The 22,793-nt window shown below is 69.3% G+C and carries 17 protein-coding genes; 11 read left to right on the top strand and 6 right to left on the bottom strand.

Features of this window, described 5'->3' with window-relative positions; all coding sequences use genetic code 11:
* The first annotated feature begins 104 nt into the window (after positions 1 to 104).
* Entirely contained in the window at positions 105 to 428 is a 324-nt protein-coding gene (locus IDM40_RS20390) for a hypothetical protein (RefSeq protein WP_193123635.1), read from the top strand.
* A gap of 98 nt (positions 429 to 526) precedes the next feature.
* The gene (locus IDM40_RS20385) at positions 527 to 949 is read left to right on the top strand and encodes a DoxX family protein (RefSeq protein ID WP_193123634.1); all 423 of its coding nucleotides are present in this window, start codon (positions 527 to 529) and stop codon (positions 947 to 949) included.
* A gap of 63 nt (positions 950 to 1,012) precedes the next feature.
* Here IDM40_RS20385 and IDM40_RS20380 read toward each other — a convergent pair whose 3' ends face one another.
* Positions 1,013 to 2,416, bottom strand: a complete 1,404-nt coding sequence (locus IDM40_RS20380) for a nucleobase:cation symporter-2 family protein (protein WP_193123633.1) — start codon at positions 2,414 to 2,416, stop codon at positions 1,013 to 1,015.
* A 259-nt stretch (positions 2,417 to 2,675) separates the two neighbouring features.
* A complete protein-coding gene (locus IDM40_RS20375) occupies positions 2,676 to 3,287 on the bottom strand; it encodes a hypothetical protein (RefSeq protein WP_193123632.1) in 612 nt (203 codons plus the stop codon).
* A 212-nt stretch (positions 3,288 to 3,499) separates the two neighbouring features.
* Here IDM40_RS20375 and IDM40_RS20370 point away from each other — a divergent pair, with 212 nt between their 5' ends.
* Entirely contained in the window at positions 3,500 to 4,465 is a 966-nt protein-coding gene (locus IDM40_RS20370) for a bile acid:sodium symporter family protein (RefSeq protein ID WP_193123631.1), read from the top strand.
* 135 nt (positions 4,466 to 4,600) lie between these two features.
* Entirely contained in the window at positions 4,601 to 5,221 is a 621-nt protein-coding gene (locus tag IDM40_RS20365) for a class I SAM-dependent DNA methyltransferase (RefSeq protein ID WP_193123630.1), read from the top strand.
* A gap of 140 nt (positions 5,222 to 5,361) precedes the next feature.
* Here IDM40_RS20365 and IDM40_RS20360 read toward each other — a convergent pair whose 3' ends face one another.
* On the bottom strand, positions 5,362 to 5,721 hold the full coding sequence (locus tag IDM40_RS20360; RefSeq protein WP_193123629.1) for a hypothetical protein: 360 nt from the start codon (positions 5,719 to 5,721) through the stop codon (positions 5,362 to 5,364).
* A 294-nt stretch (positions 5,722 to 6,015) separates the two neighbouring features.
* On the opposite strand from IDM40_RS20360, the gene IDM40_RS20355 reads away from it, so the two are divergent.
* The 6 genes from IDM40_RS20355 to IDM40_RS20330 all read left to right on the top strand — a co-directional run bounded on the left by IDM40_RS20355 (position 6,016) and on the right by IDM40_RS20330 (position 13,723).
* Positions 6,016 to 7,122, top strand: coding sequence for an endonuclease/exonuclease/phosphatase family protein (locus tag IDM40_RS20355; protein WP_193123628.1), 1,107 nt, complete (start codon positions 6,016 to 6,018; stop codon positions 7,120 to 7,122).
* Positions 7,123 to 7,445: 323 nt separating this feature from the next.
* The gene (locus IDM40_RS20350; RefSeq protein WP_193123627.1) at positions 7,446 to 9,146 is read left to right on the top strand and encodes a glycosyltransferase family 4 protein; all 1,701 of its coding nucleotides are present in this window, start codon (positions 7,446 to 7,448) and stop codon (positions 9,144 to 9,146) included.
* 411 nt (positions 9,147 to 9,557) lie between these two features.
* On the top strand, positions 9,558 to 10,388 hold the full coding sequence (locus IDM40_RS20345) for a DeoR/GlpR family DNA-binding transcription regulator (RefSeq protein ID WP_216631072.1): 831 nt from the start codon (positions 9,558 to 9,560) through the stop codon (positions 10,386 to 10,388).
* A gap of 294 nt (positions 10,389 to 10,682) precedes the next feature.
* Positions 10,683 to 11,885, top strand: a complete 1,203-nt coding sequence (locus tag IDM40_RS20340; RefSeq protein ID WP_193123626.1) for an extracellular solute-binding protein — start codon at positions 10,683 to 10,685, stop codon at positions 11,883 to 11,885.
* 56 nt (positions 11,886 to 11,941) lie between these two features.
* Positions 11,942 to 12,817: a carbohydrate ABC transporter permease gene (locus IDM40_RS20335; protein ID WP_235997780.1), complete on the top strand. Its 876-nt coding sequence runs from the start codon at positions 11,942 to 11,944 to the stop codon at positions 12,815 to 12,817.
* 78 nt (positions 12,818 to 12,895) lie between these two features.
* Complete coding sequence (locus IDM40_RS20330) at positions 12,896 to 13,723, top strand: carbohydrate ABC transporter permease (protein ID WP_328807081.1); 828 nt, start codon at positions 12,896 to 12,898, stop codon at positions 13,721 to 13,723.
* 184 nt (positions 13,724 to 13,907) lie between these two features.
* On the opposite strand, the gene IDM40_RS20325 is transcribed toward IDM40_RS20330, so the two are convergent.
* The 3 genes from IDM40_RS20325 to IDM40_RS28310 form a co-directional block, all read right to left on the bottom strand.
* The gene (locus tag IDM40_RS20325) at positions 13,908 to 14,408 is read right to left on the bottom strand and encodes a helix-turn-helix domain-containing protein (RefSeq protein WP_193123625.1); all 501 of its coding nucleotides are present in this window, start codon (positions 14,406 to 14,408) and stop codon (positions 13,908 to 13,910) included.
* Between the two features lie 957 nt (positions 14,409 to 15,365).
* Positions 15,366 to 17,030, bottom strand: coding sequence for a serine/threonine-protein kinase (locus IDM40_RS20320; RefSeq protein ID WP_193123624.1), 1,665 nt, complete (start codon positions 17,028 to 17,030; stop codon positions 15,366 to 15,368).
* Positions 17,031 to 17,053: 23 nt separating this feature from the next.
* Complete coding sequence (locus IDM40_RS28310; RefSeq protein WP_328807080.1) at positions 17,054 to 18,790, bottom strand: serine/threonine-protein kinase; 1,737 nt, start codon at positions 18,788 to 18,790, stop codon at positions 17,054 to 17,056.
* A 413-nt stretch (positions 18,791 to 19,203) separates the two neighbouring features.
* On the opposite strand from IDM40_RS28310, the gene IDM40_RS28860 reads away from it, so the two are divergent.
* Positions 19,204 to 22,266: a DEAD/DEAH box helicase gene (locus IDM40_RS28860; RefSeq protein WP_193123623.1), complete on the top strand. Its 3,063-nt coding sequence runs from the start codon at positions 19,204 to 19,206 to the stop codon at positions 22,264 to 22,266.
* The last annotated feature ends 527 nt before the right edge of the window (positions 22,267 to 22,793 follow it).

The raw sequence follows: 22,793 nt of genomic DNA, 5'->3' as shown, positions 1-22,793 counted from the left end.
ACCCGCCACGAAGAGCGCCAGCGCGGGCAGGAGCACCGGCCCACGTCCCGACCGGGTTCGCCGCGTTCTTCCACGGTCTGAGCGAGCGGCAGCGGTGCCTGCTCATGGTGTACTCCACCGTGTTCAGCGAGAGGTCCCTGGAGGGGTTCCGTGCGCTGCTCGGTGAACCCGACGAGACCTCCGAGGGGTTCGAGGCCCTGGCCGCCGACGCCGACGAGGCCACCACCGACCGTCCGGCCGAGCGTGTGGTCCGGGTCGTGCGCCGCTCGCACCGGGAACACCCGTGGTCGCAGGACCCGGCAGCCGACTCCCCGCACGGTTCCGCGCACGCCGAACGCGCCATGGCCGAGGCGGTGGTGCACCTGTACAACCCGGCCCAGCTGCGGGTGCTCGGACGGGTGCAGGGGCTCCTGGCCCAGGAGGGGTGAGGTGTTTGAGCACGCTCCCCACCGAGGAGATACGGGGGTACGGCCCACCGCGCACCCCGGTGCGTCCCGGGAGCCGCTCCGCGAGAAAGGCACACGAGATGGCAACGAGCGTTCCGTCCACGCCTCCCACGACCCCGCTGCGGACAGCGGCCCGGTTCGCCCTGTCCGGCGCGCTGGTCTTCGCCGGAACGAGTCACCTCTTCTGGGGGCGCAAGGCCTTCCGCGCCCAGGTGCCCAGATCGGTGCCCATGGACGAGGACGGTGTCGTCATGGCCTCCGGCGGGGTGGAGATCATGCTCGGCGCCGGGCTCGCGGTGCTGCCGCGCGACCGCGTGCGCATCGGCCGTCTCGCGGCGGCCTTCTTCGTCGCGGTGTTCCCGGGCAACATCTCCCAGTACGTCCACCGGCGGGACGGGTTCGGCCTCGACACCGACGGCAAGAGGTTCGTACGCCTGCTGTTCCAGCCGCTGCTCGTGGCGTGGGCCCTGTGGTCGACGGGTGTGCCGAAGAACAAGCGCTGAGCACGGCCGGGCCCCCGGGGCCGGTGGTGATGCGGCCCCGGAGACCGGCGCGGGCACCCGGGGTCAGCCGCGGGCGACCGCTTCGGGGGCCGGCCCGCTCTCCTGACCGGCCCCCTGCTCGGCGGGCCGTTTCGGGCCCAGGACGTTGAAGAACACGTTGAGCAGCAGCGCCGCCGCGGTCGCGGTCACGATGCCCGAGTGCAGCAGCATCGACACAGCCTCGGGGAGCGCGTCGAAGAAGACCGGCGAGGCGATCGAGATGATGCCCAGACCCAGCGAGACCGCCACGACGATCATGTTCTGGTTGCCCTCGTAGTCGACACGGCCCAGGGTCTGCACCCCGGCGGCCGCCACCGATCCGAACAGCACCAGGCCCGCACCGCCCAGCACCGGCGAGGGGATCATCGCCACGACCTGGCCCAGCACCGGGAACAGGCTCATGAGGATCAGGAACACACCGCTGGTGGCCACCACGTAGCGGCTCTTGACCTTGTTCAGCGCGATCAGGCCGATGTTCTGGCTGAACGTGCTGCCGGGGAAGGAGTTGAGCAGCGGGCCCACCAGCGCGGTGGAGGCGTCCGCGCGCAGCCCGTCGGCCATCCGGCGGCTGTCGACCTCGGTTCCCACGACCTTGCTCATCGCGAGGATATCGGCCACGCCTTCGGCCATGATCGCGATCATCACGATGCACATGGTCACGATGGCGGCGACCTGGAACTCGGGCGCGCCGAAGTGGAACGGTTCGGCGAAGGAGACCGCGGGGCCGTCGTCGACCGCGGAGAAGTCCACCTGGCCGAACGGGATCGCCAGCAGGGTGCCCAGCACCAGGCCGAGCAGGATCGAGGCGCGGTTCCACACGCCCGGCAGCACCTTGGTGAGCACCAGCGTGATGGCGAGCGTGGCGGCGGCCAGGCCCAGCCCGGTTCCGGTGGGGGCGCCCGAGGGGTTCTCGTCGACGATCCACCCGACCGCCACCGGGATCAGGGTGATGCCGATGACGGTGATGACACTGCCGGTCACCACCGGCGGGAAGAAGCGCAGCAGGTTGGCGACGAACGGCGCCACGAGGATGCCGAACAGCCCCGCCACCATCGACGCGCCGAAGACCGCCGGCAGGCCGCTCTGGTCGGCGATCGCCGTCATCGCCGTCACCGGGGTGAAGGAGGCGCCGATGACCATGGGCACCCGCGCGCCGAACCGCCACACGCCCAGGGTCTGCAGCAGGGTCGCCAGACCGCTGACCAGCAGAGCGGCGCTGATGATGAGCGCGGTCTCGGACGGGTCCAGACCCACCGCGGTGGCCATGACCAGCGGGGGAGCGATGACCCCGGCGTAGAGCGCCAGCACGTGCTGGAACCCGTACAGGGCCATCAACCGGGCCGGGGGTTTTTCGTCCTCGGGACGCTCGGCGGGTTCGTGCTCGCGCGGCGCGGATGCGGCGCCACGCTCCCCCCGGAGGAGCTTCATGTGCGGGACCTTCCAGAACGGTGCGCGGACACCAAATCATCGGATGACCCAACTGAGATGCGCAAATCGGCATCAACCGTTGGATGAAAACACGATGTACGCAATTCGCACGCACCCTGGCTGTACGTGATCTCCACCGGCCGCACGCTGCGTTCGGCAACGCCGGTGCCGCAGTGCTTCGCGCCCGCCCGCGCGCCCGCGGCGTGACCCCGGACTCACGCCCGGCACTGCACCGCTGCGCTCGTCCCCGTGAGCGGATTCACGCTTCCCGGAGCGACGGCGACATGGCTTCCCAGAGCGCCCTCAGCCACCGGCAGGTCCCCAGCGCCGTGTACCGGGCGTAGTGCTCGGGTTCGACCCCGAACGACCGTGAGATTCCACGGCCGTAGCTGCACGGCGAAGTCCGGGCCATCTCGGGACAGGAGGGGATGAGCAGGGACCAGCCGAGCGAGAGCAGGTCGCTGTGCCCCCGGCCGTGCCATTCCTGCCCGTGCCTGCGCAGCCAGGGGGCCAGGAACCGGTCCGGTCGGCCGTGGTTGGTCAGGTCGGAGTAGGAACCCTCCGCCCCGTTCAGGAGGTCGGCGGCTTCCCGGGCGGCCGTCTCGACGAAGACGTACCCGCCGACCAGCGCCTCGAGCCTGTGCGCCGTTACCAGAGCACCACCCGGGGGCGCATCGCCGTCCGTGGCCGTGAAGTGCCTGCTGTGGAAGCGCCCGGCTTCCAGGGTGCGCTGGTCCGCGTGCGTCAGGTCCGGCGCGACCTGCCACGCGTACTCGTGTCCCCGGTCGTCGATGATCGCGATCTCCCACACGTCGTGCAGGTCGGAACGGATGCCGGTGGTTTTGGCGTCGACGAACAGATGACCGGTCATCGAGACCCCTGGGGGCGAGTGGCGATGCGGGGGCAGGCCCCACTCTCGCGCATGGCCCGAACGGCCCGGTTCGTGTGCGCGGGGCTGACCCGTGGGGGCGGGCCGTAGGGGCAGGTCGTTAGCATGACCTGGCGGCGCCGACCCGGGCGGGCGGTGACCGTTCGGGACACGGAACCCGCCGGTCCCGGGGCACCTCCACGGGAAGCACACCGATGACCCTCATCTCGCGCGTCGCCGCCTTCGCCGGCCGGTGGTTCGCGCTCCTCGTCCTGATCGCGTCCGCGGCCGCCCTCGTCCGGCCCGAGTACACCGCGCCCCTCGCCGAACACACGTCCCTGTTCCTCGGCGTCATCATGTTCGGGATGGGCCTGACCCTGCGCCCGGCCGACTTCTCCGTCGTGGTCACCCACCCCAAGGCCGCGCTCATCGGCATCGCGAGCCAGTACACGATCATGCCGCTACTGGGATGGGGCATCGCGCACGCCCTCGACCTGCCGCCCATGCTCGTGGTCGGCATGATCCTCGTCGGGGCCTCGCCGGGCGGGACCGCCTCCAACGTCATGGTCTACCTGGCCCGCGGTGACGTCGCCCTGTCGGTGGCCATGACCTCCGTCTCGACGATGCTCGCCCCGATCATGACCCCGCTGCTCGTGCTCGCGCTCGCCGGGCGCACCCTCGAGGTGCCGGCGGGGGAGATGTTCGGGAGCATCCTGGCCGTGGTCCTGGTTCCGGTCCTGGCCGGGCTCGCACTGCGCACCTTCGCCGACCGCTGGATCACCCCGATCCTCCCGGTGCTGCCGCTGGTGTCCGTGGTCGGCATCATGCTCGTGGTCGTCGGTGTCGTCGGGGCCAACGCCGACGACATCGTGTCCACCGGTGCCCTCGTCGCCCTCGCCGTGGTGTTGCACAACGGTTTCGGCCTGGCCCTGGGTTATTTCGTCGGACGGATCACCGGGCTCTCCGAACCCGGCCGACGCGCCATCAGCGTGGAGGTCGGGATGCAGAACTCCGGTCTGGCCGCGACCCTGGCGACCACCTACTTCTCGCCCCTGGCCGCGCTGCCCGGTGCCCTCTTCTCGGTCTGGCACAACGTTTCGGGCGCTCTCCTGGCCACCTTCTGGTCGCGGCGGGCCCCGGACGGATCCGAGGGCGATCCGCAACGCCAGACGCAGGGCTGATGCTCTCGAGGCTGTGCTCCGGGCGTCGGGATCGGCCATATCCCGTGTTTTATGTCCGCTTTGTCGGTTAGGACAGGACCGGCAACAACCGGACGCCGGCGGCGACCCCGCCGGCGCGGAGCAGAAAGGTCGAGGGTGAGCGAACCCCGTCACGTTTTGGACCGCATCTACTCCCTGAAGAACCCGGCCGAGGCCGAGGGCGCCTACGACGAGTGGGCCGAGACCTACGAGCACGACACCACCGAAGGGCTGGGCTACGTGGCGCCCCAGCGCGCCGCCGAGCTCCTCCGCGACCTGCTGCCCGACAACCCCCGGGCCGAGGTGCTCGACGCGGGTTGCGGCACGGGCCTGGTCGGACAGTCGCTCTCCGGGCTCGGTCTCGAGGTCGTCGACGGCATCGACCTGTCCACGGCCATGCTGGACCGGGCGCGGGACAAGGGTGCCTACCGCAACCTCGACAAGGCCGACATGACCCGTCGCCTGTCCATCGCCGACGACAGCTACGACGCGGTGATCTGCGTGGGCACCTTCACCGAGGGCCACGTAGGGCCCGAGGGGATCGACGAGCTCGTGCGCGTGGCCCGTCCCGGCGCCCCGCTCGTCCTGACCATCACCGACGCGGTATGGGAGTCGGAGGGCTTCGCCGACCACGTCGCCGGCCTCGAGAAGGACGGCCGCGTGGCCATCGAGCAGACCGCCCCCGGCAGCGTGTACCACGTCATCACCTGCAACCAGGTGGTGCTGCGCGTCCGGTGACCCCGTTCTCCGGGCACGGTCCGACGGCCGCGGACACCGGGGATCCGCGCCGCCGGACCGGGATGTGAGCCCGGACCCGGCACGGGGGCCGCGACGGCAACGACCGTCGGCGGCCTCCGCGCCGGCTCACACGGTGGGGATCAGGTCTGCGAGCCCCCGCAGCCCTTGCAGCCGTAGTGGTAGGCCCCCTTGATCGCCCGCTCGCTGGTCACCTCCACCTCGTTGCTGTTGCCCCACTTGGTGGTGCCCAGGCTCCCGTCGGTGTAGATGACCTGCACGCCCAGCTGCCCCTTGCAGTTCGAGCCCGGCATGGCCTGCGTGGAGGCGTAGTAGTCGCCGTCGCCCCGCTTCTCGCTGACGATGCGGTTCTCCCCGCAGCCGCGCTCGACGACGTCCTCGCCCAGGGCGTACGCCGGCGCCGAGAAGAGGGACGAGGCGATCAGGGCCGCGCTCGTGGCCGCCACGGCCTTGGTCGCCACGCTCTTGAATCCGATGGTCATGGTTCCTCCCGTGGATGTTTTTCGGTCCGGGTTCTTCGAGGGGCCCGGACCGCGGAAATGCACGGTTTCTGGAAATCCGCCCCAGAAGCAATGCGTATTCATCGTGCGAGTGTTGTCTTTCAGGCCTCTTTCACGTGAGGAGGGGGTTCTTTCGTCCGGGTGTCGGAATGGATCGGATCTTCCGGCTCGTGTAGTTCTCGTTCTAGCGCATCAGGGGATCTCGACATTTTTGTCATTGTTCTTGTTTCCCCGGATCCTGCGCGTCATGGATGAATCGGACGAAAGGAATCGGCCATGTCCGTCGAAGGGGTGAGGGCAGGGCTGCGCTCCCTGGCCGCCGTCGCAGGGGCCGTGATCGTTGCGGCGGGCACCGCCGCCCACACCGACCGGCCCGCCGCGGCCGAGGCCGACCCGGGTGGTGTCCAGGCCCCGCCCCGTGACGAGGCGGTGGTCGGCCAGCTCAACCTCTGGGGGTCGGTGGCGCACTACGGACAGGTCGAGGGCCCGGTGTCCGCCGTCGCCGCCGAGGTGCGCGCACACGAACCCCTGGCGCTGACCCTGCAGGAGGCCTGCGAGAACCAGGTCGAGGCGTTGGCCGCAGACCTCGACGGCTACGGCTACGTGTTCGAGCCCGTCCGGAGTCCCGAGGTCACCACCGGTGGGGAGCGGGAACCGATGCGGTGCAGGGGCATCCCCGGACAGGAGGCTCAGGAGAGCGACGCCGAACAACCCCGGTTCGGCAACGCGGTGCTCGTCAGGCAGGACGCCGGCTTCGCCGAACAGGGCGACCCCGACGTCGGCCGCTTCGACCTGGGCACGACCGGCGAGCGCGAACGCCGGACCATGGTCTGTACGCCGTCGCAGGACCGGGGCCTGGCCGTGTGCTCCACCCATCTGAGCGCGGGCGAGGTCCCCGACGTGCGCGAGGCCGAGGTCCGGGTCGCCGCCGACCGCATCCAGGAGCACTACGGCGACGGAACGGCCGTCCTGGGCGGCGACCTCAACATGCAGCCGCACGAAGCCGCCATCGACTTCCTGTACCACCCCGCCTACGACCATCCCGAGTGGACCGAGTACCCCGGCCAGGGCCACCTGCGCCACCTCATGAGCACGTGCGGCGACCGGATGTCCGCCGAATGCCGCGAGGGCGCGGCCACCTTCGACGGTGTCGACAGCGCACGCCAGCACACCCGCACCCCCGAACGGCAGCTCGACCACCTCTTCGCCAGTACCGACGTGGCCGTCCGGGGGAGCCGGGTCACCGAGCCCCCGCAGGGGTGTGACAACCCGGTGCACGGCGTCGACCACGAGGAGGTTCCCGACGAGGTCGCCGAGCAGGAGACCATCTCCTGTTCCGACCACGAGATGCTGTGGGCCCAGATCGGGCTTCCGCAGCCCTGACCGCCGCCCGACCGCCCGCCCCGGAGGGGTTTCCGATTTCCGGGGAAATAGAACGTTCGCGCCTTTCGGTGAGCATGTATTTTCGGTTTTCGCGGGTTCGCTCCCCGTGTGGCGGAAAGCGGCGGACACCCCCGTCACGCCGTGACCCTCCGAATTCAGGGGAGGGGGAGGGGGTCCGGGATAACCTCGCCCCGAGAAAAGGCAGGGCAGGAGCACACCGTCGAACACAGGTGCGTTCGACGCAAAACCCCACCCTGTACCGCACCTGCCGCCACCGTCCGCGGCGGGTGCGGGGAATCGACGGCGAGGCCCGGGGGTATTCCATGCGGTTGTTCCAGCGAGGTGTGCGTTATCTGGGCCGGCACCGGAAGGAGACCCTCGGCGCCGCCGTCGCCGGAGGGCTCGGCCTGACGGTGCTGCTCGCCCTCACCGGGTTGCTCACCTGGACCGCCGCCGTGCAGACCCTCGCCTGGGGCGCGCTCGCCCTCGGCACCGGCCTCGCCCTCGCCCTGCTCGTACGCCTGGACGAGCGCACCGGCGACGTGCGCCGGGCCGTCTTCGGCGGCGGGGCCCTCCTCACCGCGCAGGGCATGGCCGGTATCGCCGAACACGCCAAGCAAGCCCGTGACCGTGCCGACGACCTCTACGAACAGGGCCACATCCAGGAGGCCGTCGACGAACTCGTGCCCTACGCCGCCTTCGACGACGAGGCCGACCTGGTCCGGCGCCGCATCATGAGCGAACGCCGCGCCCTCGGCCCCCTCACCGGTCTGCCCGAGCACACCCCCGCCGCACAGGAACCCGTCCCCGGGCGGGTGCTGCACCTGGTCTCCAACGCGCTGCCCAACAGCCAGGTCGGGTACACCGTGCGCACCCACCGCATCGTCACCGCCCAGCGCGAGGCCGGGCTCGACCCGCACGTGGTGACCTTCCCCGGCTGGCCGATCATGGCCCACTGCGACACCGCCCCCGTGCGCGAGGTCGACGGGATCCCCTACCACCGGGTGCGTCCCGGACAGCAGATCCGGCCCGGTCTCCAGGAACGCATCGACGCCGCCGTCACCGACGTCACCGCTCTGGCCCGCCGCCTGCGCCCCGCGGTCCTGCACGCGGCCAGCGACCACAAGAACGCCACCGTCGCCCTGCACGTCGGCCGCGCGCTGGGCATCCCCGTCGTCTACGAACTCCGCGGGTTCCTCGAGGAGACCTGGATCTCCGGGGGAGGGGCCGTGTCCCGGCGCGGCACCGAACGCCACCACCTGCTCGTCGAACGCGAGACCTCGGCCCTGCGCCAGGCCGACGCCGTGGTCACCCTCGCCCACACCATGCGCGAGGAGATCGTGCGCCGCGGCGTCGACCCCGAGCGTGTCGTGCTCGCACCCAACGCCGTCGACACCGACCTGCTCGAGTCCCGCCCCGACGGCGACGCGTTCCGCGCGGCCCACGGCATCGACCCGCACGCGTTCGTCATCGGATCGGTCTCCACCCTCACCCACTACGAAGGCTTCGGCACCCTCATCGAGGCCGCCGGCGACCTGCACCGCCGCGGCCTGCCCATCCGGGTGCTGCTGGTCGGGGACGGGGCCGCCCGCCGCGAGCTGCTCGCCCGCGTCCGCGACCTAGGCCTGGAGCAGATCTGTGTGCTGCCCGGCAAGGTCGGCCCCGACGAGGCCCTGCGCGCCCAGGCCGCACTCGACGTCATGGTCGTGCCCCGCCTGGACCGGCGTGTGTGCCGCCTGGTGACCCCGCTCAAACCGGTCGAGGCCATGGCGCTGGGAACCCCGGTGGTCGCCAGCGACCTGCCCGCCCTGCGCGAACTCCTCGACGAGGGCCGCATCGGAACCCTGGTGCCGCCCGAGGACCCCGCCGCGCTCGCCGACGCCGTCGCCGAGCTGGCCGAGGACCCGGACCTGTGCCGGCAGCAGGCCAAGGCCGCGCGCGAGCAGGTCCTGGCCACCCGCACCTGGGCCCGCAACGCCGAGGCCTACCGCGACCTGTACGCACGGCTCGGCGTGATCCCCTGATCCCCGGGAACGAGGAGCTCAGGGTCGGTGCGCGCAACCGGTCCGTGTGTTTCGCGGGCTCGCCGAGGGAGGCCGAACCCCGCGGTGGCCGTCGGTCCCGAGCATGGGGGTGTGGGTACCATCGGGTGGACCAGAGGCCCCGTTGAGCGGTGCGGCCGTAGTGGAACCGCGTTCATCAGGGGCTGCCCTGCCACCCGAGCCCGGTTCGGAGGCCGGCCGCGGCGGACGCACCCCACCCGAGGCGTCACCGTGTGTCAGCGGCCCTTGACCGGGACGAACCGTGTCCGTGGCCCGATCGGACCCGAGGCCGGCGATCCCGCGCCGCGAACGTCGACGGCCGTCCCCCGACAGGGCCGCTCGGGCCAGTAGCTCCTGTGATGGTCACCCGAGGTCGTTCGAGCAGTTTCTTCGGTGGGCCTGGCAAGCGAACGCCCGAACGTAGAGAACGGAACCGCCGTGGAGCGAGAAGACCGCCTGTCGCGACTGGTCGACTACATCGTCGCGGAAGGTTCGGTGAGAATTGAGGAGATCACCGAAAAATTCGGTGTCTCGATGCCCACCACCAGGAGGGACCTGGACGCGCTCGCCTCTCAACAGCTCATCGTGAGGACCCGCGGTGGAGCGATGGCCAACAGCAGCTCCGGGGACATTCCCTTGCGTTACCGCACTTCACGGCAGTGGCGTGAGAAGAACGCGATCGCCCGTCAGGTGGCGCAGATGGTCGATCCGGGTAGTGTCATCGCGTTCAACGGCGGGACCACGACCACGGCCGCCGCGTTCGAGGTGGGTGTCCGTGCGGCTGCCGAGGACCGGTTCGCGGGGTCGCAGACGACCGTGGTCACCAACGCGGTCAACATCGCCAACGATCTCATTGTGCGTCCCCAACTGCGCATCGTGGTGCTCGGCGGGGTGGCCAGAATGCGGTCCTACGAGCTCATCGGTCCCCTGACCTCGCTCATCCTGCCCGAGATCACCGTCGACACGCTGTTCCTCGGGGTCACCGCGGTCGATCTCCAGAACGGCCTGTTCACACACGACGAGGGCGAGGCCGCGGTCAACGCCGAGCTCGCGAGAGCGGCCCGGCGGGTGATCGTGCTCGCGGATTCGACAAAATTCGACGTCACCTCCTTCGCGAGGATCTGTGAGCTCGATGCCGTTCATGGCCTGATCACCGACCCCGGTGTGCAGCCCGAAGCCGTGCAGGAGCTCGGTGAGAAGGGCGTCGAAATCACCATCGCCTGACCCGAAGCATCAGGTCCCCGCCCTTCTCCGGTGTCACTGCTTTCACTGTTTTCACTGCGTTCCCAGGGGTCCCGCGGGGCGTGGAATACCAGGTTGGTAACCGTCTCTTGTCGGGTGAGCGTTCCTGATGTCTAATCGCCGAAATCAGGCAGGATTGATCACGCCCATGCGTGCATCATGCCCGGCCGGCGGGGAGCGTGCCGATCCGCCACCGGGCTTTTTCGTGCTCACAGAGCTCCGGCGGAGAGACGGTGATCAGAAATGCATCCGCGGTTGAGGCGATCCCTCCCAGGCGTGGCAGTACTGGGGCTCGTGTTGCCCCTGGCGGCATGCGAGGCCGGGGGAGGCGACAACACGATCACCTTCATGGCGGCCGAGTACAGCCCCCAGACAGAGCCTTACTGGGAGAACCTCATCGAGGAGTTCGAGGAGGCGAACCCGGAGCACACCGTGGAGCTCCAGGTGATCAACTGGAACGACATCGACCAGGAGATCACCACCCGTATCCAGACCGGTGAACAGCCCGACATCCTCAACCTGAACAAGTTCGCCGAGTACGCCCTGGACGACCTGTTGTTGCCCGCGGAGGACGCGGTCTCCGCGGAGGTCCTCGACGACTTCGACGAGGGGTTCGCCGAGGCGTCCAGCTACGAGGGGACCCAGTACGCGCTGCCGTTCATCGCCAGCACGCGGCTGTTGTTCTACAACGAGGAGCTGTTCGAAGAGGCCGGGATCGAGGAACCTCCTGCCGATTGGGACGGGGTGCGGGAGGCGGCCGCGGCCATCGACGATCTGGACGGCGACGCCGTCGGTTACGGGCTGCCGCTGGGCCCCGAAGAGGCCCAGGCCGAGTTCCTGATGTGGGCCGCCGGCAACAACGGCACCCTGCACGACGGCGACTCGTGGCAGATCAATTCCCCGGAGAACACCGAGACACTCGAATTCCTCTCCGGCATGGTCGACGACGGTCTCACCCAGCCCAACCCGGGCGGGACCGACCGCACCGACCTGTTCAACGTCTTCGCGCAGGGAAACATCGGCATGCTCAACGGCGCCGTCTTCCTGCCCGGCATGGTCGAGGAGCAGAACCCCGACCTGGAGTACGGGGTCGCGGAGATCCCGCTGGCCGATGCCGAGGACCCCCCGATGACCCTGGGGGTCCAGGACTTCCTGATGGCCTTCGACAACGGCAACGACGAGACCGTCAACCTGTTCCTGGACTTCTTCTACCAGGAGGAGAACTACACGGAGTTCCTCGAGCGGGAGGGCTTCCTGCCCGCGACCGAGGGCGCCGTCGGCCACATGGACGACGACCCGCTCATGGAGCCCTTCATCGAATCGCTGCCCACCTCGGAGTTCTACCCCACCGAGCAGCCTGCCTGGAGCGCTGTCGACGGTGCGGTGAAGGAAGAGGTCGGTACCGGGGTGCAGGCCGATGCCGACCCGCAGGAGGTCCTGGACGAGATCCAGCGCAGGGCAGAGGAAGCATCGGATTGACCTCGCAATCCGCGAAACGGCCCGGGACTGGGCGGAGACGGCGTCCGGCCCGGTCCTTGGGCCCGCTTCCCTGGATCGGACCGGCACTGCTGCTGATCTTCGCCGTGGTGCTGTGGCCTGCGGTGGAGATGGTGCGCACGTCCTTCTCCGAGATCGCTCTCACCGGCATGGTGCGCGGGCCGGCCGGCCTGGACAACTACCGCACCCTGCTGGCGGAGCCGGAACTGGTCCCGGTCGTCCTGCGGACCGTGGTGTGGGTGGCCGGGATCGTGTTCTTCACCGTGGTCCTGGGCCTGCTGCTGGCGCAGCTGTTGCAGCAGCACTTCCCCGGACGGCGTGTGGTGCGATGGCTGATCCTGCTGCCGTGGGCCGCTTCGGTGGTGATGACGGCCATCGTGTGGCGCTGGATGCTGGACTACTTCTACGGCCTGGTCAACGGTCTGCTCACCCGGCCGCTGCCGCTCATCGGTCCCGTCCTCGACGGTCCGGTGGACTGGTTGGGGCAAGCCTCCACCGCCCTGCCCTGGATGATGTGGGTGGCCGTGTTCGTCTCCCTGCCGTTCACCATCTACGTGATCATCGCGGGGCTCTCGGCGATCCCCCAGGAGGTCTATGAGGCCGCGCGGATGGACGGGGCCTCCGCATGGCAGGCCTATGTCGGCATCACACTCCCGATGCTGCGCCCGTCCATCCTGATCGCCACGGTCATCAACATCATCAACGTGTTCAACTCCTTTCCGATCATCTGGGTGATGACCGGGGGAGGGCCGGCCTCAGCCACCGATACGACCACCACGTTCATGTACAAGCTCGCTTTCGTGCGCAACGACGTCGGTGCCTCGGCGGCCATGGCGGTGGTCAACTTCCTGTTGGTGCTCGTTGTCGTACTGGTCTATCTGCGGATCGTGCGGAAACGCGGAATGGAGGTCTGACCGTTGTCGAAGGCGACTCGAGAACCGCGGCACCACCGAGTTCCGGGGCACACCGGTGCCCGTGGTGCGGTCCGACCCGTGCCGGGTTTCAGCCTGCGCCGGGCCCTGATCACCGGCGGGGCCTGGCTGGTGGCCTTCGTCTTCCTGGCCCCCTACCTGCAGATGCTCCTGACCGCGCTGAAACCGGGGGAGGAACTGTTCCGTACCCCGCCCACGCTGTTGCCCGAGCGGTGGGAGTGGTCGAACTTCGCAGAGGTGTGGAACGTCGCGCCGATCGGTGACCACCTACGGGTGACGCTGATCGTGGCCACCTGTTCCACCCTCCTGGTGTTGTTGGTGGCCGCGCCGGCCGCCTACTACACGGCCCGCAACGCCTACCGGGGCCGTACCGCCTTCCTGCTGTTGGTGCTGGTCACCCAGATGTTCGCGCCGACAGCGCTGGTGATCGGCCTGTACCGGCAGTTCGTGGCGTTGGACCTGGTCAACACCTATGCGGCGTTGATCCTGGTGAACGCGGCCTTCAACCTGGCCTTCTCCACCTGGATCCTGACGGCGGCCTTCGCCGCCGTCCCCAGGGACCTCGAGGACGCGGGTATGACCGACGGGTTGGGCCGTATCGGTGTGCTGGTGCGCATCACCATCCCCACCGCACTCCCAGGTGTGGTCACCGCGGTCATCTTCACCTTCATCACGACCTGGAACGAGTTCGTGGTGGCGCTGACCCTGACCAACTCGCCGGACCGGCAACCACTGACGGTGGGCATCACCGCCTTCATCGGCCAGTACGAGGTCCAGTGGCAGTATCTGTTCGCTGCTTCGCTGGTGGCCGTGCTGCCGGTCGTGGTGCTGTTCGTCTTCATCGAGCGCTACCTGGTGACCGGACTGACGGCGGGCAGCTTCCGTTGACCCGAGTACGTGCACCTGTTCTGGTCCGCCAAGGAACAGGTGCACGGTTCCGGGTGCCCATCGCGTCAGTCCCAGACGAAGGCCGAACGCCGGTGGGGCTCTGCCTCGCGGTCCCGCACGAACAGCTCGGGCGAATCCTCCTCGACGGCCTTGACATCGGCGAACAGGACCTCGGTGGGCTCCATTACGCCTCACCGTCCATCGGTACGTCGAATGCGAGCACGTCCGGGGGCAGCTCAGCCAGAACCTCGGCCTGCTGGTCGCTGGACCCGGCGAAAAACACCCGGGGGTGCAGTTGGTAAATCCCTCGCTTGACCTGCATGACCAGTCCGATCTCTCGTAGGTTGCCCAGGAGATTGGACACGTCGGTGCGGTGGATCTCCAGTTTGTCGGCCATCTCGCTTTGGGTCATGCGGACCCGGGCAGTTCCGTGCTCCTGCTCCAGGCCAAGGAGCAGAAGGATCAAAATCTCCCGGCGACCGAGGTCGAAGTGCTTGACGATCGTGAAAAGGGCCCGGCTGATCTGTTGGAAGGCCCCGCCGACAAAATCGTAGTTCGCGGGCCGTTGCCTGCGCTCGACGACGACCTTGTCGCCTCTACCAAGCTTGAGGGGTTGTACAGGCGGAGGTGCGGGGGTCGTTTCGGGGGTTTCGGAGGTGCGAGCCTGGCGTGCGTGTTGACCCACGCGGACCTCGTTCCAGGTAGGTGGCAGGGGTGGCCATCGCGTCCATTGTGGACCAAGTCGTGCATCTCCAGTGCGCTCGAATGCGGCACCGGCTCCCTTTGGGGTGATCCCTTTGGGACGTCGAACACAGCGCCGACGCTACGTTTGACCACCCCTTCGGGTCGACAGCAGTTAAGCAGTGCCAACACTACTCTACCGGCCAGTAATGGAGTGCTGAAGCTACGTTGACGATTGCATTTCCCCAGTTCATCGGCGCAATCATTGGGGTTTCCTCTTAATGAAGTGAGATGGAGCAGGACGCGCGCTGGAGCATCGCCCCTGAGCATGGCTGAGCCATAAAGCGGCATAGCCGCTTGCGGGAATTTTCATGGATGAGTAAACGCATGCCATGGGAGCTCGTGTGGCTCCTCGGATCGGGAGGACGACCATGATTGACGTGCGGGCTGCTGTAATTCTGCTGGGAAGCGTAGGGGTCGGAGCCATCGCCGGGGCTCTGCGGCTGGCGGCCGGGGGCTCCTGGCCGGACTCCCTGGGGGTGGCCGGGGCCGCCTTGGCATTCGCCGTAGGGGTCCTGGCGCTCGTGGTGAAGGAGAGTGATTCCCCTCAATAGCGGGGGTTGAGGCGCCCGTAACCCTACGTGAACCTCGCCCCTGACGGCCTGGCCGTATCTGCGTGAGGCGGTAGAGTAATCCGGTGGATCGGACTGGCTCTACCGCCTGCGTGGTTCGCGGAAGACGAAGCTCGCCGCGGCCGGCCCAGGTATCTTCTGACCGGTTCTTTCGAACTGCCGGAAGACCGGCAGCCCTGTACCGACGGGGCCCGGCGAGTCTGCTCAGCCCCCCGTTCCTACGTACGGCAGCCCGCCGTTAGGCGCGGCCGCGGCGCACCGTTCGCCGCGCTCCTCCTCGCCGGAGCCCGGCCGGTGTCGCAAGGATGCCGGCCACTCACTGCAGGCATTCACAGGCATTCATCGAAATCCACGGAAAATTCTCCGGTCTCCGCGTCGTAGCAGACGCCGACCGGCGGGGCACCCTCGGCGTTCTCCACGTACTCTTCGTCGATGAGGGCGAGCAGGCCCTGCGGGGGAGCCCCGTCGAAAGCGACGGTGAGCTCCACGTTCAGCATGTAGGAGGTGTTGTCCGCGACGATGTTCTCGGGCGCGCGGAAATGCCCCTCCGGGGTCACGACCGTGAGCTTGCTGAACCCTGCCTCCGGCCCTTCACCGACGGGGATGGCGTTGACGCTGGCGGTGAACTCGACCCCGTCCCCTTCTCCGGCCCCGGCCGGCTCGACCGCAGACACATTGACGGTATCGGTACGCCGGTGGGTCAGTGCCCGGTGCACGAGCGAGGCGTACTCGTCGCCGGGGGAGAGCACATCGGAGAGCGACGCCTGTTCCGCGTCGGCCGTCTCGATGGAGGCCTGCGACTCATGATCGGGGTTGCGCCCCTCCGTCGCGGCCTCCGGTGGGTCCCATGCCACCGGCCCGCCGTCCCCGTCGGCCGCATCGGCGTCCACAGCTCCGCCGTCGGAGCCCCCTTCGTCGGTGCCCCCGAAGGGCGAACCCAGCAGGGCGGCCACGATCGCCCCGGAGAGCACGACCGCCCCTGCTGCCACACCGAGGGCGGCCCACCGGCGCCTGCCGTTCCAAGGCTTGCCGTTGCGCAGCACGCGGGTCCGGGGTGGAGCCGGATCCACCCCGGTCACGTGGTTCCACTGCTGGTCCAGGACCTGCCCGACCACCGTGGTGACCTCGTCGGCCCCGTCGTCCCGGGGGGTGACCGGTGCGGCCACCCCGGTCAACTCCGTGAGCAGGCGTGAGGGGGCCGGACGCGCATCCGGGTCCTTGTCCATCGCGGCCGCGACCAGGGGGCGCATCTTCTTGGACAGCCCGGACAGGTCGGGCTCCTCCCGCAGGGCCCGGTAGGCGAGCACATCCGGCGAGGCCGTACCGAACGGGGTACGGCCGGTGGCCGCGAACAGGAGCAGCGCACCCCAGGAGAAGACGTCGCCGGCGCCGGTCAGCGACTCCGCGCGGTAGAGCTCCGGTGCGGCCCACCCGGGGGTGCCCACGAGCCCGCCGGTCCGGGTCAGGGCCGCCTCACCCGCGGCCCGGGCGATACCGAAGTCCAGCAGTTTGGGGCCGTCCGGGGCCAGGATGACGTTGCCCGGCTTGAGGTCGCGGTGCACGACACCCAGCGCGTGGATGGAGCGCAGCGCCTCGGCCACCCCCACGGCCAGACCGTGGAGCAGACCGGGTGAGAGCGGTCCGTGCTCGCGCACGTACGCGTCCAGGGTCTGCCCCGCGACGAACTCGGTGACCAGCCAGGGCGGATCACCGTGGGGATCGGCCTTGAGGAGGGCCGGAACACAGCGGTCGTCGACCCGTGACAGCAAGGAGATCTCGCGGGCGAAGCGGGACCGGAAGTCGGTGTCGTCGGCGAACTCGGGGTGGATCAGTTTGACCGCGACGTACGACCCGTCCTCGGGAACGGCACCCGCATAGACGGTCCCCATGCCTCCGGCCCCGACCTTTCCGACGATCCGGTACCCGCCGATCCGGGTGGGGTCGTCCGGACCGAGCGCGCCGAGCCGCGGTGCAGCGGTCGCCTCTGTGTGCATGTGCCTCTCCTGGTCCGGGGCCCCTAACACCATGGATCCACGGTTCTGGACCCGGGCTGCCAACCGTCGACGTCGGCGCTGTAGCACAGGGTGCCCGGCCCCAGCTGCGCATCCGCGTAGTCAGGGCCCCAGACCTGTCCAGGGTCGGGTATGTAGATCAGGTAGCCGGAGGGCGGGGCGTCGGCGACCGTGAAGGTGAACTCTTGTTCCCGGTTCTCCGGGCTGAGGACCGCCAGCTCCTCGTCGTTCTGGGCGGTGTATTCGTCGAAGGACGGATGGCTCTCGTCGGGGTCTCCCGGTTCGGGGTGGACCTGCTCATCGGTGGTGCGCTCGAACAGGGTGAAGTCGCCGGCCCGGATCGTGTAGGTTCCCGCGTCGGCCAGGAACACCGCCTCTGCGGTGAACTCGACCCCTCCGTCCCCCTCCTCGGCGTCCAGGAAAGTGATCGTGGCCTCCGCCAGTTCCGAGTGTTCCTCGGGATCCAGCGGGAGCGGGGACCAGTCGAGGGAATCGCCGGGCTCAGGGTCCACACCGAGTGCGCCGTCCTCGCTCGCGTACACGGTGAACAGGTCAGAGCCCCCGGAATGCACCGACAGCTCCACGATCTCGCGCCCCGCCGCTGCAGCGTCCTCGGGCGGGTCGGCCGCCCCGGCTTCTTCGGCGTCCCCTGCCTCCGCCCCGTCCCCTGCCGTGCCCGTGCCGTCCTGCCCGGGGCCTGTCCACGCCCCCGCGGCCCAGGTGACCACGAGGGCCATGGCTGCGGCGCCGACCGTGAACAGCGCCCCTGTGCGGCGCCGTGACCGCCGTTGCCGCGCCTGCATGGCGGCGGGCCACCCGGGCGCATCGGCCGTGGCGTCGGGACGTTGCCACTCCCGGTCGAGGAGGGTGGGAACGACCTGTGTGGCCTCGGCGGTGGAACCTACGGAACGCCCCGTGTGCTCGCCGACGACCGCGCGCAGCGCCTGCTCCGCGGTGGGACGGGCCTCCGGATCCTTGGCCAGCGCAGCCGTGACCACGGGTCGCAGCGCCTCGGGGACCCCCTCGGTGTCGGGCTGCTCCTCCATGAGCCGCAGGGCCACGACGTCCGGCGGCCCGTCACCGAACGGGGCCTCCCCGGTGGCGGCGTAGAGCAGCAGCTCGGCCCACGCGAACACGTCACCCGCGGCACCCGGCTGCGCCCCGCGAAACACCTCCGGGGCCACCCACCCGGGTGTGCCGAGAAGCCCTCCGGTGCGGGTGATGGCGCTCTCGTCGACGGCCCGGGCGATGCCGAAGTCCAGCAGTTTGGGGCCGTCCGGGGCCAGGATGACGTTGCCCGGTTTGAGATCGCGGTGCACGATTCCGAGCGCATGGATGGACTGGAGCGCCTCGGCGGTCCCTGCGGCGAGCCCCCACAACGCCCCGCCCTGCAGTGGCCCGTGCTCGGCGATGTGGCGGTGCAGGGGGAGCCCCGGAACGAACTCGGTCGCCAGCCACGGCCGGTCGGCGTCGGTGTCCGCGGACAGGAAGGCGGGCACGTACGGGCTCCGGGCCCGCTGCACCATCCCCACCTCGCGGGCGAACCGCGCCCGGAACTCGGGGTCCGCGGCGAAGTCGCGGTGGACGACCTTGACCGCGACGGGAGAACCGCGTGGGTCCACACCGGCGTGGACGGTCCCCATCCCGCCTTCCCCGAGCCTCCCGGCGATCCGGTACCGGCCGATGCGTTCGGGGTCGCCGGGGCGTTTCGGTAGTCGGTCCGCAGTGGGGGGATACGGCACGGAACTCCTTCATACAAGCAGGCTCGGGGGGACAGCCACCGTCACATTCTAGGCGTGCGGGGGTGGCTGTACCCGGTTCGATGCCCGGAACCTTTGGCCGATGGCAGCGTCCCTCGAAACACCACGGACCGGTTGCTCCAGTGGCCGGGGACACCTCCGTCCGACGAGGGCTTCGGGGAAGGCCCTGGGAACTCACGCGCGGGGGGCGTGATGCCTGCGGTATCCGTCAGGGCCGCCGTCACCGCCTGTTCGCGGGTGCTTCGAGGGTCAGCAAGGTCCCGCACATGGCCGGATGCGGTCACCCGGCACCCTGGCTTCCGGGGCCGCGTTCCAGAACTGGTAGGAACGTTGAGTGATCGCCCCTTCGACGAGGGTGACCGGAAGAACTCGACCGGCAGCGCGGGGAGCAGTGCGTGGGCAAGGGTGACAAGCAGCGGGCGAAGGTCATCGACTTCTGGCGCGCAGTGGAGATGTTCGAGCCGACGGACGTACCACATCCCACCAGGAAGGGCTCGTTCAAGCCGGTGATCGAGCTGCGGGAGGACGCGCCCCTGCCGTGGAGCCCTCACCACCGCTACCAGGGCGCGGAGACCCCCAGACCGGGCCGGCAATGGAGGCACACCGTGTACTGCGGGGTGTTCCCACTGGAGTCGGTCCAACAGCTCCTCGAAGAGCGGTTCGGGCGCGACGACGAGGACGCCGACGACTACGCCCCTGGGGACGCGGCACTGTTCGCCTTCGAGGTGGACCACCGGGGCCGCGCCCTCCTGGAGAGCGATTCCCTGTCCAGCTGTGGCTGGGCGGTCGGACGGACCCTCGGGGTCGGCCCCGACTCCACCGAGTGGCTGGATGGTTTCGAGGCCGCCCAAGAGCGCTGCCGCCTGTTGTTCGAATGGCTGGTGACCGAACCTTCCCCGGGACCTGCGCGGGCCCTGCTGTCCATGGCGAGCGGAGAGGGCTTCCTCGAGCTCGCCTTGGGTGAACTGTGGGACCTGGCCGAGGAGACCCTCGACGGTATTCGCCGTGAGGACGAGGAGGACGCCACGGCGGAGATCTTCCCTGGACTGGGGGCGGAGGCCGACGCCCCGCACGAGAGGCGCCGGCGGGTTCTGGGCCCGGAGGAACTGGAAGCTTGCCTCACCATGGCGCTCAGGATCAGCGGCGCGGACGCGTTCGTGCCCGCGACGCTGCGGGTGGCCAGCCGTCGGATCTCCGATGCCAACGGTGCGAAGGAGGAGGAGCGACAGCTCACTGTTCTGCAGCAGCGGGCGGCCGCCCGCGATGAGTGCGATTTTCCCGAGCAGCCCCCGCAGCCGGGTGAGTCGGTGTTCCTCAACAGTTTCATCTCCGAGGACCTGGGGCGGGTGGCAGCGGCCATGCGCGAGGGAGATGTGGGGGAAGCGCTGCGCACTTACCTGTACTCGGAGACCGAGTGCGGTTCCATCGACCGGGTGGACCTGCGTGAGGAGGGTCAAGAGCTGTTGCGGCGTGTCCTGCCCCAGCGCATGCCTTTGGCCCGGTGGCCGAGCAAGGACACCCACCCCTTGGCGCTGAGCCAGCAGGTCGCGGTGAACAGCATCGTGGACATGCTCGGTGACGGCGCGGGGATCTTCTCCGTCAATGGTCCGCCCGGAACAGGCAAGACCACGCTCCTGCGGGACCTGATCGCCCATGTCGTGGTTGAGCGGGCTCTGGCGTTGAGCGCGCTGGACCGGCCGGAGGACGCCTTCGCGGACTCGACCGGGTGGAGCACCGAGGACGGTTCCATCACCGTGCATCCGTTCGTGCCGGCCTTGACCGGGCACGAGATCGTGGTGGCCTCGGCCAACAACGCCGCGGTGGAGAACGTGACCACGGAGATCCCGGCCATGAAGGCCGTGGACGAGCAGTGGCACGACCGCGCCGACTTCTTCGCCGAGATCGGCGGGCGAGTCCTGGGCAAGCCCGCCTGGGGCACGATGGCGGCGCGGCTGGGCAACATGACCAACCGCACCCACTTCGCGCAGCACTGGTGGCAGGGCGGTTACGGCCAACGGGTCGACGGCCGGTACGTGCCGCCCCCCGGTGGAATGCGGGAGTTCCTCAAGGAGGCCGCAGCCACCAAACGCCCCAAGAACGTCAAGGCCACACGTTGGCGCAAGGCCGTGGAGTCGTTCAGGGCCGTGGTCGACAAGGCCGAGGGGATACGCGCCGAACAGGTCGGTCTCACCCGGCTGTGGAATCGGATGCGCAAGCTCGAGGGGTCGGCCTCCCCTCAGGACCGTGCTGAGTGGGAGCGGTTGCGCGAGCAGAACCGGAAGGCCAAGGAGCGCTTCGGTAGCCATATTCCGACCTCGGCGCTGCTCAGTGACGACGTCGAGCGGGAGCTGAGCTCTCCCTGGAACGACCCGGAGACGACGCGGGCCCGCACCGAGGTCTTCCTGGCCGCGCTGCGATTGCACCAAGATTTCATCGAGGCCGTGCCGGGCAAGATGCTGCGCAACCTCCAGGCTGCGGAAGCGGTCCTGCGGGGCAGAGTCCCCGGGGAGGCACCGGCGCAGGCGGTGCTGTCCGCCTGGCAGAGCCTGTTCTTCGTCGTCCCCGTGGTATCGACGACCTTCGCTTCCTTCCCTCGGCTGTTCGGCGGGTTGGGTTCGGAGTCCCTGGGCTGGCTACTGGTGGACGAGGCCGGTCAGGCCACGCCTCAGCAGGTGGTCGGGGCCCTGTGGCGGTCGCGCAGGGCGGTCATGGTCGGCGACCCGCTCCAGTTGGAGCCGATCTGCACCCTGCCGTTCACCACCCAGCAGGCGCTGCGCCGCAAGTACGACGTGGACGAGAAGTGGCTGCCGGTGTGGTCTTCGGTGCAGACCCTGGCGGACCAGGTGAACCCGCTGGGCACTGAACTGGTGGGGGCCGACGGGGACGAGATCTGGGTCGGTGCGCCGCTGCGTGTCCACCGGCGCTGCGACGAGCCGATGTTCACCGTCTCCAACAACGTTGCCTACCAGGAGATGATGGTCCACGGCACCCCGCCGCGGCCGCCGTCGCAGCTGTACCAGAGCCTGTGGATCGACGTCCCCAACCGGGAAGGGCACAGCGAGGAGAGCTGGATCCCGGCCGAGGGCCAGGCGCTCAAACGCGTGCTCACCCAGCTCGCGGGGACGGGGCAGGAGATGAGCCAGGTCTTCGTCATCTCCCCGTTCCGCACGGTGGCCAGGAAGGCCCTGGGGATCGCCAGGGAGTTCGGGGTCACAGACGGCGGAACCATCCACCGGACCCAGGGTCGTGAGGCGGACGTGGTGGTCTTCGTGCTCGGCGGAGACCCGCGCAGACCCGGTGCCAAGCGGTGGGCGGCGAAGAAGCCCAACCTGGTGAATGTCGCCGCCAGCCGCGCGAAGCGGCGGCTGTACGTGATCGGGGACCACGCTTCCTGGTCCCAGCTGGACCACTTCGACGTCCTGGGCAGTGAACTCAGGTCGTGGGAGATCACCCCGTAGAGGTGCCAGGTTCCGCTGCCGAGGGTTGGGTGGTGTGGTCCGGGACGTGGGATATCAGGTGGGTGTTCTGTGGTGTTGCCTCGGGGGTGGTGGTTCGTCGGGGCCGGGATCTTAGCCCGGCCGGGCCTTCTCGCAACCCGCTTCGGCGCCACCCCCGACAGTTCTGGTTGGTTGGAGTGTGACGGCTTTCTGCGTGGTTGATCGGGGCGCCTCGGGGTGTGCGTTCCGGCCCTGTTCGCCGGGCTGACCCGACCCACCTCGACGAACCCCTCTTCGCCCCCGAGGCCCCGCCCGCAGCCAAAAGAACGGTGGGCACGTCCATCCCCCTGTGGTGGCCACATTGCGACCAACGCTTGCGGCGTGCACACCCTTCTCGCTCCTGCGGAAGCACAAGCTTCTCGCTCCTGCGGAGGCACAAGCCGCCCCGCGCACTTCCGGTGACGCATTGAGTCCCAGGGGTGGCGAGTGTGCGCATGGCCTCCCGGGCTCCGCGCACTCCCGGTGGGGCATTGAGTGTCGGGGGTGGC

Source organism: Nocardiopsis coralli (assembly GCF_014892575.1).
Taxonomy (GTDB): Bacteria; Actinomycetota; Actinomycetes; order Streptosporangiales; family Streptosporangiaceae; genus Nocardiopsis; species Nocardiopsis coralli.
The sequence above is the reverse complement of the archived record's forward strand: the minus strand, read 5'-3'. Positions and strand labels throughout refer to the sequence as shown.

What these genes read in the sequence shown, in the direction of transcription:
- IDM40_RS20375 (WP_193123632.1), bottom strand. Translation starts at nt 3,287, where the DNA reads ATGACCGGTCATCTGTTCGTCGACGCCAAAACCACCGGCATCCGTTCC.
- IDM40_RS20380 (WP_193123633.1), bottom strand. Translation starts at nt 2,416, where the DNA reads ATGAAGCTCCTCCGGGGGGAGCGTGGCGCCGCATCCGCGCCGCGCGAG.
- IDM40_RS20390 (WP_193123635.1), top strand. Translation starts at nt 105, where the DNA reads ATGGTGTACTCCACCGTGTTCAGCGAGAGGTCCCTGGAGGGGTTCCGT.
- IDM40_RS20385 (WP_193123634.1), top strand. Translation starts at nt 527, where the DNA reads ATGGCAACGAGCGTTCCGTCCACGCCTCCCACGACCCCGCTGCGGACA.
- IDM40_RS20370 (WP_193123631.1), top strand. Translation starts at nt 3,500, where the DNA reads ATGACCCTCATCTCGCGCGTCGCCGCCTTCGCCGGCCGGTGGTTCGCG.
- IDM40_RS20360 (WP_193123629.1), bottom strand. Translation starts at nt 5,721, where the DNA reads ATGACCATCGGATTCAAGAGCGTGGCGACCAAGGCCGTGGCGGCCACG.
- IDM40_RS20350 (WP_193123627.1), top strand. Translation starts at nt 7,446, where the DNA reads ATGCGGTTGTTCCAGCGAGGTGTGCGTTATCTGGGCCGGCACCGGAAG.
- IDM40_RS20355 (WP_193123628.1), top strand. Translation starts at nt 6,016, where the DNA reads ATGTCCGTCGAAGGGGTGAGGGCAGGGCTGCGCTCCCTGGCCGCCGTC.
- IDM40_RS20320 (WP_193123624.1), bottom strand. Translation starts at nt 17,030, where the DNA reads ATGCACACAGAGGCGACCGCTGCACCGCGGCTCGGCGCGCTCGGTCCG.